8 protein-coding genes are annotated in these 11,620 nt (G+C 67.4%); 2 read left to right on the top strand and 6 right to left on the bottom strand.

Annotated features, from left to right (window positions below):
- Positions 1-83 precede the first annotated feature (83 nt).
- Positions 84-752 carry a lipoyl(octanoyl) transferase LipB gene (gene lipB, locus FDW83_RS02870; RefSeq protein ID WP_138136072.1) on the bottom strand — a complete coding sequence of 223 codons (669 nt, stop codon included), beginning with the start codon at positions 750-752 and terminating at the stop codon, positions 84-86.
- Positions 753-892: 140 nt separating this feature from the next.
- Here lipB and FDW83_RS02865 point away from each other — a divergent pair, with 140 nt between their 5' ends.
- The gene (locus tag FDW83_RS02865) at positions 893-2,530 is read left to right on the top strand and encodes a serine/threonine-protein kinase (RefSeq protein ID WP_138136071.1); all 1,638 of its coding nucleotides are present in this window, start codon (positions 893-895) and stop codon (positions 2,528-2,530) included.
- Between the two features lie 19 nt (positions 2,531-2,549).
- Here the strand turns inward: FDW83_RS02865 and FDW83_RS02860 are convergent, their stop codons facing one another.
- Positions 2,550-3,461: a TIGR01777 family oxidoreductase gene (locus tag FDW83_RS02860; protein WP_138136070.1), complete on the bottom strand. Its 912-nt coding sequence runs from the start codon at positions 3,459-3,461 to the stop codon at positions 2,550-2,552.
- A 72-nt stretch (positions 3,462-3,533) separates the two neighbouring features.
- Here FDW83_RS02860 and FDW83_RS02855 point away from each other — a divergent pair, with 72 nt between their 5' ends.
- Positions 3,534-7,040, top strand: coding sequence for a S41 family peptidase (locus FDW83_RS02855; RefSeq protein ID WP_138136069.1), 3,507 nt, complete (start codon positions 3,534-3,536; stop codon positions 7,038-7,040).
- Positions 7,041-7,125: 85 nt separating this feature from the next.
- On the opposite strand, the gene FDW83_RS02850 is transcribed toward FDW83_RS02855, so the two are convergent.
- The 4 genes from FDW83_RS02850 to lpdA all read right to left on the bottom strand — a co-directional run bounded on the left by FDW83_RS02850 (position 7,126) and on the right by lpdA (position 11,435).
- Positions 7,126-7,554 (bottom strand): OsmC family protein, encoded by a 429-nt coding sequence (locus tag FDW83_RS02850; RefSeq protein ID WP_138136068.1) that lies wholly within the window; start codon positions 7,552-7,554, stop codon positions 7,126-7,128.
- Between the two features lie 146 nt (positions 7,555-7,700).
- Positions 7,701-8,051 (bottom strand): hypothetical protein, encoded by a 351-nt coding sequence (locus FDW83_RS02845; RefSeq protein ID WP_138136067.1) that lies wholly within the window; start codon positions 8,049-8,051, stop codon positions 7,701-7,703.
- A 142-nt stretch (positions 8,052-8,193) separates the two neighbouring features.
- The gene (gene sucB, locus FDW83_RS02840) at positions 8,194-9,939 is read right to left on the bottom strand and encodes a 2-oxoglutarate dehydrogenase, E2 component, dihydrolipoamide succinyltransferase (protein ID WP_138136066.1); all 1,746 of its coding nucleotides are present in this window, start codon (positions 9,937-9,939) and stop codon (positions 8,194-8,196) included.
- Between the two features lie 113 nt (positions 9,940-10,052).
- Positions 10,053-11,435 carry a dihydrolipoyl dehydrogenase gene (gene lpdA / locus FDW83_RS02835; RefSeq protein WP_138136065.1) on the bottom strand — a complete coding sequence of 461 codons (1,383 nt, stop codon included), beginning with the start codon at positions 11,433-11,435 and terminating at the stop codon, positions 10,053-10,055.
- Positions 11,436-11,620: the final 185 nt, after the last annotated feature.

Below are 11,620 nucleotides of genomic sequence, written 5' to 3'. Positions count from 1 at the left end.
AATCCAGTCCGGCTTGCGCTCCACCGGGACAGCCGCATTACGCTGCTCGATCCGCAGCATCTTCCGGCCTTCAGGTGCCAATGTCACAGGAGAGCTCCTTCGGGGCTTGAAACGAGTGCTTCTTCATGCTTGCGGAACTCTTCCACAAGGCGGTCGACGATCCGGGCGGGGCGGATGTCCCGCCCGGTTTCCAGGGACATCGTGGTCACGCCGGCATCGGTAATTCCGCAGGCGATAATCTGGGCGTAGGGCGCGAGGTCATTGCTGCAGTTGATGGCAATCCCGTGCATGGTGACGCCGTTCAGGACGCGAATGCCGATGGCGGCAATTTTCCGGTCCGGGCCTTTGTCATCGGCCTTGATCCAGACTCCGGCCCTGCCCTTGATGCGTTCTGCCTTGATGCCGTAGTCCGCCATGACGGCGATCATGATGGCTTCCAGTCGCTCAACGTAGTCACGGATACCGGAGCGGTTCTTCAATTTCACGATGGGGTAGGCGATCAGCTGGCCGGGTCCGTGCCAGGTGAGCTTTCCACCGCGGTCCACGGCAACCACGGGGGTGCCGTCGAAAGGCCGCTCGTGGTCTTCGGTGAGCTTGCCGGCTGTGTATACGGCAGCGTGCTCCAACAGCAGCACCGTGCTCGGCGCTTCACCTGCGACCACTTTGCCGTGCAGCTCGCGCTGGCTGTCCCAGGCCTGCTGGTAGTCGACATAGTCGGGGGCGAGACCGAGCCTTGAAAACTCAAGAGTCATGCCTTCCAGCTTAGACCGTGGAGCGCTTCCGGCCGGGTTTAGTGCTTAAGCTCACCACTCTCCACGGGATGTGACCGGCGCGCGCCGGGTACCTGTGGATAACTTCTGCAGACCGTGGCGGATTCGGCTAGACATAGGGGATGGAAGATGCGAAGACTCCAGAGGTTTCCGGATACACCGTCGGGCGCCTGCTGGGCGAGGGTGGTACCGCTTCGGTCTGGTTGGCAACAGAGCAGCGCACGGGCCGCAACGTCGCGCTGAAGTGTTTCCGCGCAGGACCGGGCGGCGCCCATGGCAGCGAAGGCCTGGAGGACGAGGCGATCCGGCGCGAAATCCGCATCCTCTCCGTCCTTGACCACGAGCACCTGGTGAAGGCACACCAGGCCGTCCGGTACGAAGGAGGTCCCGGGGGCGCCGCCCTGGTCATGGACTACGCCTCCGGGGGCTCCCTCGCGGACCTCGTTGCCGCCCGCGGGAGACTCACCGTGGGGGAGACGGTCACGGTGCTGACCCCCATCGCCCAGGCGCTGAACTACCTGCATAACAACGGCTTCACCCACGCCGACGTCTCCCCGGGCAACGTTCTGTTCACCGGCCAGGGCAAAGCCCTGCTGTCCGATGTTGGCATTGCCAGGATGGCAGGTGAGGCCGGGCGTGCTGGAAGTTGGGGAACGGCCGGTTTCCTGGATCCCGCCCCGGTGGATGCGGTGCGGGCGGGGCTGCAGCCGGAACGTGATGTCTACTCGGCCGCCGCCCTCGGCTGGTATTGCCTCACCGGGGAAGTACCTGCGCGGACGGCCGACCGCCCGCCGCTCACCCTGCTCGTCCCGGAGGTTCCCAGGGACCTGGCCGCTGCCCTCGAATCCGGGCTCGCCGAAGACCGGCGGCTTCGACCCACCGCGGCTGCTTTGGCCACTGCCGTCTACCGCAGCGCACCACCCCGTCCGCTTGACCTGGCTGCTGCCGTCCATCCCACCGTCATGCCGGAGCTTGTGACGCGGAGGCACGTGCCGCCGTCGTCCGCTCTGGACAGGATGAACCAAAAGCTTGGCGTCGGGGAGAAACTCGCCGGCTTTCGCCGGCGCCTCCACACTGCCGGTGGGCAGCGCGCGCATCGGCTCCCGTTTCCCGCAGCCGGGGACGCCCCCGCCCACGGGAAACACGCGCTGAAGCCCGGAGCTTCTGCAATGGGCGGAAAAGCGCAGCGTTGGGCCCTTCCTGCAATGGCAGTACTGGCCGCAGCAGCGGCTCTGTGGGGGCTTGCGGGAACGCGGGACCCGCTGCCGCCTGCCTTGGGCAATGCAACCGCGTCCGCGGGAGCGCCGCCGGCGGCCACGGAAGCGCCGGCAGAAGAAGCGGACGCCACCGGGGCTGCCCGCGGGCAGGCTGCGGACAAAGATCCTGCCCGCGCGCTGGCCGGACTTGCAGCCCTGCGGAACCTGGCTTTCGCCAGCGGGAAGCTTGACCTCCTGGAAGAGGTGAACGCTGCAGGGTCACCGGCAGCGCAAGCGGACAAACGGACCGGAGACCGGCTGCGCGATGCCGGCCTTGTGCTGGGCGGTCTCTCAAGCACGCTGTCCGGCGTGGCCACCGAGGACGGGGCCACCGCTGACCGGGCAGTGGTCCGTGCTACCGCCGCTACGTCCGCCTACCAGGAACTGGATGCCCGGGGATCTGTGGTGGCCACAGGGGCGGCCAGTGCCGGCCGGCCCCTCCGGCTGGTCCTCGTGTCCGTGAACGGGGCGTGGCGGATCAGCGAGATCCTCCCGGGGTCGTGAGCGCAGCGTGGGACACCTGTCAGCTGAGCGCGTCCGCGCCTTCCCTGCCTGCCACCCACTGTGCCGCAGCCGCCAAAGTTGGATGCTGCCACCTGAAACCGGCAGCGGCCAGGACTGCCGGTTCCATCCGCTGGCTCGACAACAGCAACTCCTCGGCCAGGTTGCGCATCACCAGCCGGAGCACCGGCGCCGGAACCCTCAGCACGGCCGGGCGGTGCAGGGCGCGGGCAAGGGCAGCAACGATAGCGTTGACATCCCCATCTTCCGGCGCGCAGAGGTTGACGGGCCCGCTGATCCCTGATTCCAACAGGAAGAGAAAGGCAGCGGAAACGTCGGGCAGCGTGACCCACGGCCAGAATTGCCTGCCGTTGCCAAGGGGGCCGCCAACGCCGAGCTTCAGCAGCGGAAGCAGCCGGCCCAGGGCGCCACCGGTGCGGCTGAACACCACACCGGTGCGCGGAACCACCAGCTGCACCCCCGCAGGAACCGTGGCTGCAGCGGCCTCCCACTCCATGCAGATACGGGACAGGACGCCTGATCCTGCCGGCGCTGACTCGCGCAGGACGGTGTTTCCGGCATCGCCGTAATACCCGGAACCGGACTGGCTGATGAAGACCGCGGGGGGAACATCCAACTGCCACATGGCGTTGGCAAGCGTTACGGTGGGGCCCACACGCGAGCTGAACAGCTCCTCAACGCGCTTCCGCGTCCACGGCCGGTCCCCGATGCCGGCGCCAGAGAGATTCACGACGGCGTCCGCCCCGGCGAGGGCGCCTGGGTCCAGCCGCCCGGCCCCCGGGTCCCAGCTGATTTCATCCGCTGAGGCCGCCCCGCGGCGCACCAGGGAGACGACGTCGTGTCCGGCGTTGCGGAAGGTTTCGGACATGGAGGTGCCGAGCAGGCCGGAGGCTCCTGCGATGACGATGCGCATGGTCTATCTCACCACGGACCCGTGCTTCGGTACCTCCCGCAGGGCCGCAGGACGGTTGACTATGATCGAACGATGACCTCTTCGAGCTACTTACGTTTCCCGCATCTGCACGGCGATCTGGTCACATTCGTGGCCGAGGACGACGTGTGGGTCGCGCCCCTCGGCGGGGGCCGCGCCTGGCGCGTCTCCTCGCTGCAGCTGCCCGCCCGCAATCCCCGCTTCACCCCCGACGGAAAGAAGCTGGTGTGGACGGTGGTACAGGGGACGGCGCCGGAAGTGGTGGCAGCGGACGTCGACGGCGGAAACTACCGGCAGTTAACGTACTTCGGGCACAGCACCACCCGGGTCAAGGGCTTCACAGCCGGTGGGGCGGTCCTGGTGACCAGTGCCTTCCGGCAGGCTGAGAGCCGCCACACGCACGCCTACAGCGTTCCGGTGGAGGGCGGGTGGGCCGAAGAGCTGCCGTTTGGACCCGTGGAATCGGTGGCCTTCGGTCCCGAAGTAGGGGACGAGCGGCCCGTGGTGGTGGGCAGCGTACTGTCCCGCGAACCCGCGTGGTGGAAGCGGTACCGGGGCGGCACCGCCGGGAAACTGTGGATCGACACGGATGGCAACGGGGAGTTCGAGCGCCTGCTGCCCGACCTTGACGGCAACCTCGCCGATCCCATGTGGGTGGACGGCCGCATCGCCTTCCTGTCCGACCATGAGGGCTACGGGAACCTTTACTCGGTCCTTCCCGACGGGAAGGACCTGCGCCGGCACACGGACCATGAGGACTTCTACGTCCGTCATGCCGCCACTGATGGGAAGCGCGTCATCTTTGAGTCCGCCGGTGAGCTGTGGGTCCTGCATGACCTTAACTCGGAAGCCGTGCGCCTGGACATCACGCTGGGTTCCGCCTCGCAGTCCCGCCGGCCCGCCCTCCTGAAGGTTGCAAAGCACCTGGGCGCCGTGGTGCCGAATACTGCCGGTACCGCCAGCGCGGTGGAGGCGCACGGCACCATCCACTGGTTGCGCCACAAGGACGGTCCCTCCCGGATCATCGAGGCAACTCCCGGCGTCCGCGGCCGCCTGCCCAGGCCGCTGGCCGACGGCAGGATCGCCTACATTGCCGACCACGGCGGTGTTGAAGCCCTGCACATCCGGGACATTGTGGCGCCGGTGCCGCACACCGCCCCGGCCGCTCCCGGAAAGGACTCTGGTGGGGCTGCAGGCATGCCCGCAACCGAAGCCGACGCAGCCGATGCTCCGCTCCTGCCGCAGCCCGTCCCGGCTGCCGGTGCTGCCGTCCTGGCCGGGGGTGCTGCCTTTGTTCCAGCTGACGACCAGCACGCCGCCCAGGCAGCGGATGCCGGCCAGGCGGACGTTGCTCCGGAAGGTGCTGCGTCCGCGGCGGATGCCCAGTCTGTAGCGGAAGCGGCAGTTGTGGTCCCCCTGTCGTCGCGCGCGAGCTCGCTGGAGACCAGCCCGGACGGACGCTGGGTGGCGGCAGGCACGTCCTTCGGCGAGGTGCAGCTGGTGGACAGCCGGACAGGGGACGTGACGCTTCTGGCCAGCATTGGCGAAGGCACCATTGGGAACCTGGCCTGGTCCGCGGATTCACGGTGGCTGGCATGGTCCGAGCCCGTCACCTCCTTTGGCTCGCGCAGCAGGCTTCGAATGGCGAACGTCGGGCAACCCGGCGCGGACCCCGTGGACGTCACCGACGGACGGTTCTGCGACACGTCGCCGACCTTCACCCCTGACGGCAAGTACCTCGCCTTCCTGTCCAACCGCAGCTTCGACCCGGTGTACGACGGCCATTCGTTCGACCTGTCCTTCCCCAGCCCCATCAAGCCGTACCTTGTGGCACTCGCCGCCGGGACGCCGTCGCCCTTCGGCCCGTCGGTGGCACCGGACGGCGACGAAGCACCCGCCGGCGGCGAAGACGAGGGCACGCCGGAACCGTCCCCGGAAGTGGTGGTTGACCGGGACGGGCTGGCCCACCGCGTCATCAGCGTCCCGGTGCCCCAGGGTAACTACACGTCGCTGGAGGCTACGGACGGAGCCCTGCTGTGGCTGGACCGTCCCCTCGCCGGTGTCACCGGCGACGGCAAGGCGAGCCAGGAGGACAAGGACACCCGTCCCGGCCTTGTCCGGTACGACCTTGGCCGGCGGAAGAAATTCACGCTCGTGGAGGCGCTGGACAGCTACCGCCTCTCGGGCGACAGGGCAACCGTGGTTCTGGTGAACGACAAGCAGGTCACCGCCGTCCCTGCCGATGCCAAGGCGGACGAAGAGTCCGGAAAGCTCGTCAAGGTGGATCTCGGCCGGATCCGGGTGATGATGGATCCGCTCAGCGTCTGGGGCCAGGCCTTTGACGAGGCATGGCGGCTGCAGCGGGACTTCTTCTGGGCCGAGGACATGGCCGGCCAGGACTGGGAGTCAGTCCATCGGCGCTACCGCCCCCTGGTTGACCGCCTCGGCTCGCACGACGACCTGGTGGACCTCCTCTGGGAGATGCACGGTGAGCTGGGTACCTCACACGCGTATGTCCGTCCCGCGCCGGTAACGGAGAACGGCAGCCAGGGCCAGGGACGGCTCGGCGCAGACCTGTCCCACACCCCGGCCGGGTGGGAAATCACCCGCATCCTGGCCGGTGAATCCTCCGATCCGTTGGCTGACTCGCCCCTCGCCCGGCCCGGAGTGGATGCGAAGGCCGGCGACATCCTGCTGGCCATCGACGGCGTCCCGCTCTCCGCGTCCGTCACCCCGGCAATGCAGCTGGTCGGGTCGGCGGGCCGCGCCGTCGAGCTGACCCTACTCAACGGGCCGGGACACGGCGGGGCGGCGGGCACCCGCCGCCGTGTCGCCGTCGTGCCTGTCAAGGATGAGGAACGCCTGCGGTACCAGGAGTGGGTTGCCGCCAACCGCCGGACCGTCCGGGAAGCCTCGGGCGGAACGTTCGGCTACCTGCACGTTCCGGACATGATGGCCAACGGCTGGGCGCAGCTGCACCGGGACCTGGACACGGAGACGGCGCTGGACGGACTCATCGTGGACGTGCGGCGGAACCGCGGCGGCCATACGTCGCAGCTGGTGGCGGAACTGATCGGTCGCAAGGTGACGGGCTGGAGCATGCCGCGCGGGGAGAAACCGCGCACCTACCCGCACCACGCGCCGCGGGGCCCGGTGGTTGTCCTCGCTGACGAGTTTGCCGGCTCGGACGGTGACATCATCACCCAGGTTTCCAAGCTGCGGGGGATCGGGCCTGTTATCGGAACGCGGACATGGGGCGGCGTGGTGGGCATCGACAACAGGTTCTCACTGGCTGACGGCACCGGCGTCACCCAGCCGCGATATGCCAACTGGTTCAGCGGCGGCGTGGGATGGAGCGTCGAAAACTATGGCGTGGACCCGGACATTGAAGTGACCTTCCCGCCGCACGCCTACGCAGCCGGACGGGACCCGCAGCTGGAGTACGGCATCGGCGCGCTGAAGGAGATGATCCAGGAACTGCCCACCGACCGCCCCCCTGCCCGCGAAGGGTACCGGCGGCTGCGTCCGGCGCCGCTGCCTGCCCGCCGCCAGGGGAGCTAGGCCGCCGGTCTTAACGGAAAAGGCCCTGCGTGACCGGACAGACTCCGGCCAGGCAGGGCCTTCTAGGTGTCCGGCAACAGCCGGATCAGGACTGCAGCGTGGCGTCCAGGGTGATGTCGATGCTGGCCAGGGCACCGGAAACCGGGCAGCCCACCTTGGCTTCCGCCGCGATCTTCTGGAACTCCTCCTCGGAGATGCCGGGGATCTTTGCGGACATGGTCAGGTGGCTGCCCGTGATGCCGGTCCCGGGTACGAAGGTGACGTCAGCCTTGGTGTTGACCTCCTCGGGAGCGTGGCCGGCCTGCGCCAGCGCGTGGCTGAATGCCATGGAGAAGCAGGCCGAGTGGGCGGCGGCGATCAGTTCCTCGGGGCTGGTCTTGCCGTTGGCAGCCTCGGTGCGCGCCTTCCAGGTGACGTCGTAGGTGCCCAGGCCGGAGCTGTCGAGCGTAGTGTTACCCGAGCCCGACATCAGGTCGCCGTTCCAGACGGTGTGTGCGGTGCGTGTTGCTGCCATGTCCACTCCTCAAATCGATTTCTACCGGGGCCGGCTGCTGCCACACCCCGCCGTCTCCCATCCTAGGGACTTCACCGGGGGCGTGCATCCGGCATCCGCCGCTGGTGGATTATGACTCCGCAGCCCCGGGAAACGGCGGCGCTGTGTCAGTCCCAGATGGTGGCGATGGCAATGTTCAACAGCGCCAGGCCGCCCACCGCGTGTGCCAGGCCTGGGCTGACCGCCTCTCCCGCCTTGTACTTCCGGCGGCCGATGAAGGCCAGGACGCCGACAACCACGGCAATGACCAGCTTAATGCCGAGCTTGGCGTAGTTGGCGTCCATATCCAGTGCGGGGATGAGCCCCATCAGGACGACGCCGGTGAGGAGCTGCGTCATGGCGCCGTCGAACTGCCGGGGGTGGACTGTGGGCTTCTTCATTTGCCCGATCCAGATGCCCACGATCATTGCCGCGCCGACGATGTGCAGGAAGACCACAATGTTGTAGAGGATGTTCATGGGACCAGTCTAGCCAGTAGTTCTACAGCCTGTAGTAAGGCGCCGGGTGCCTCGGCGACTGGTGGTTAATTAACGACGGCGGCACGCACCGCAGGTGGTTTTCCCACCATTGGCGCGCACCGCCGTCGTCCGTGGCCGGCTGTTACAAACCGAGGTCCGCCTCGAAGGCGCCCTCTTCCAGGCGGGCCTTGAGGGTCTGGAGGAAACGGCCGGCGTCCGCGCCGTCCACCAGGCGGTGGTCGTACGTCAGCGACAGGTACATCATGGAGCGGATGGCGATCGAGTCGTCACCGTTCTCATCCGACACCACAACGGCGCGCTTGACGATGGCGCCGGTGCCGAGGATACCCACCTGCGGCTGGTTGATGATCGGGGTGTCGAACAGGGCGCCCACGGAGCCGATGTTGGTGATGCTGAAGGTGCCGCCGGACAGCTCGTCCGGGCCGATCTTCCCGTCACGGGTGCGTGCCGCGACGTCAGCGATCTTGCCCGCCAGGCCGGCAAGGTTCAGGTTGCCGGCATCGGAGATGACCGGGACCAGCAGGCCCTTATCCGTGTCGACGGCGATCGCCAGGTGCTCGGCGTTGTGGTAAGTGATCTCCTGCTTGTCCTCGTCGTACGCAGCGTTGAGCTTGGGGTGCTGCTTGAGGGCTTCGGCCACCGCCTTGGCGATGAACGGAAGGAACGTCAGCTTGGTGCCGTTCTGGGCCTGGAACGTGTTCTTGGCCCGGGCGCGCAGCTTGGCGATCTTGGTCATGTCCACTTCGTGGACCTGCGTCAGCTGGGTGGAGATTTCGAGGGATTCGCGCATACGGCGGGCAATGACCTGGCGGATGCGCGGTGCCTTCTGGGTGGTGCCGCGGAGCGGGGACGCTGCGGCGGAGGCTGCAGGGGCAGCAGCAGACGGTGCGGAGGCGGCCGGAGCAGCGGAGGCAGGTGCTGCCTTCGCTTCGGCAGCGGCCATGACATCCTGCTTGCGGATGCGGCCGCCGACGCCGGTGCCCGACAGCGACGCAATGTCCACGCCGTGCTGGTTGGCCAGTTTGCGGACCAGCGGGGTCACGTAGCCGGAGTCGGAACCTGCTGCCGGGGCGGCCTGCGGAGCAGACGGTGCTGCCGGAGCCGGAGCAGCCTGCGGCGCGGGGGCCGGAGCTGCAGCCGGAGCGGGGGCTTCCTGCTTGGGAGCTTCAGCCTTCGGGGCTTCCTGCGCGGGGGCAGGAGCGGGTGCTTCCTGCGCCGGCGCGGCCGGGGCGGGCGCCTCGGCCGGAGCAGCGGCGGCACCGGAACCAATGACGGCCAGGACGGAACCGACCTCGGCGGTCTCGTCCTCGCTGACGCGGATTTCCTGGAGCGTGCCGGCAACCGGCGACGGGATCTCGGTGTCCACCTTGTCCGTGGAGACCTCGAGCAGGGGTTCGTCCACCTCAACAGTGTCGCCAACGGCCTTGAGCCAGCGGGTAACGGTTCCCTCGGTCACGCTCTCGCCAAGGGCGGGGAGGGTGACTTCGTGGCCTTCACCGCCGCCGGCTGCAGGGGCTGACGGGGCGGGAGCTTCTTCAGCCGGTGCGGCGGCCGGTGCTTCCTGTGCCGGTGCTTCCGGGGCGGGAGCGGCTGCCGGTGCTTCTGCTGCCGGGGCGGAACCGCCGCCGGAGCCGTCGCCGATGCGCACCAGGGGTGCGCCGACCTCGGCCGTCTCGTCTTCGGCGACCAGGATTTCCTCAATCACGCCAGCTACAGGAGAGGGGATTTCAGTGTCTACTTTGTCGGTGGAAACCTCGAGCAGCGGTTCGTCCACCTCTACCCGGTCACCTACCTGCTTAAGCCAGCGGGTGACGGTTCCTTCGGTGACGCTCTCACCGAGGGCGGGCAAGTTAACGGATTCAGACATGTCGTCCCCGTTCTCCTTATTGGTCTTTAGTGCGATTGAATGCTGCCTGAGGGTATGCATGGTGCACCCGGCCAGCGGCGCCGGGGCACCATGCACGGTGGTGCTGGGGGAGACTAGCCGTGCAGCGGCTTGCCCGCGAGTGCCAGGTGGGCTTCGCCCAGGGCCTCGTTCTGGGTGGGGTGGGCGTGTACCAGCTGGGCCACGTCCTCCGGGTAGGCTTCCCAGTTCACGATCAGCTGGGCCTCGCCCACCTGCTCGCCCATGCGGGCGCCGATCATGTGGACGCCCACCACGGGGCCGTCCTTCTGGCGGACCAGCTTCACCAGGCCGGAGGTGCCCAGGATGGAGCTCTTGCCGTTGCCGGCGAGGTTGTATTCCTGAATCTGCACCTGGTCTTCGCCGAACTTCTCCTTGGCGGCCTTTTCGGTGTAGCCGACGGTGGCGATTTCAGGGTCGGAGTAGGTGACCTTGGGGATGTTGATGTCCTCGACGATCACGGGCTTCAGGCCGGCGATCTCTTCGGCCACGAAAATGCCCTGCTGGTAACCGCGGTGGGCCAGCTGGACGCCCGGGACGATGTCGCCCAGGGCGTAAATGTTGCCCACGCCGGTGTGCAGGCGCTCGTTGGTGATCACGAAGCCGCGGTCGATGGTGATGCCGGCTTCCTCGTACCCGAGGTTGGCGGTGACGGGCCCGCGGCCTACGGCCACCAGGAGGAGGTCTGCTTCGAACGTCTTGCCGTCCACGAGGGTGACCTTGACCCCGTTGTCGTTCTGCTCGACGCCCTGGAAGAAGACACCGGTGGAGAACTTGATGCCGCGCTTCTTGAAGGCGCGCTCAAAGTTCTTGACGATGGTGGCGTCCTCGTTCGGAACGAGGGAGGGCAGGCCTTCAACGATGGTGACGTCGACGCCGAAGGACTTCCAGACGGAGGCGAACTCGACGCCGATCACGCCGCCGCCCAGGATGATGGCGCTCTTGGGGATCGACTCCATGGTCAGCGCCTGGTCCGAGGTGATGACCTTGCCGCCGATTTCGAGGCCGGGCAGCGTGCGGGAGTAGGAGCCGGTGGCCAGGATGATGTTCTTGCCCTTGTAGGCGGTGCCGTTCACCACGATGGTGTCGGTGCCCTGCAGCTTGCCCTCACCTTCGATGACGGTGATGCCCTTGGACTTGATGAGGCCCTGGAGGCCCTTGTACTTGCCGGCGATGATGCCGTCCTTGTACGCGTTGACGGCCGTGATGTCGATGCCGTCGAGGGTGACGTTCACGCCGTACTTGGCGGAGTCACGGGCGTGGTCGGCCAGTTCGGCCGAGTGGAGCAGGGCCTTGGTGGGGATGCAGCCGTTGTGGAGGCAGGTGCCGCCCAGCTTTGCCTTCTCCACGAGGCCGACGGTGAAGCCAAGCTGTACCGCCCGCAGCGCGGCGGCGTATCCGCCGCTTCCGCCGCCGAGTACCAGGATGTCGAATTCTTGCGCAGTTGCCTGATCGGCCACTTAAACGCTCCCTCGCGTGAACGATGACGCGTTTCTGCCGCGCATCATCTGGTCTTGGATCTTGCCCTGCCGTGATTATGTCAGCAGGCCAATTCTCTTGCATTTGTGACTATCGTGGTTCACCTTAGCGAACCACCTATCCATGCTCCACCTTGGCACAGCGTTTGTGGAGCGCTTTGTGTCGA

The sequence above is a fragment of the Pseudarthrobacter sp. NamE2 genome (assembly GCF_005796205.1).
In the GTDB taxonomy this organism is placed as follows: Bacteria; Actinomycetota; Actinomycetes; order Actinomycetales; family Micrococcaceae; genus Arthrobacter.
Note: the sequence above shows the minus strand (reverse complement) of the source record. Positions and strands in the feature narration are given on the sequence as shown.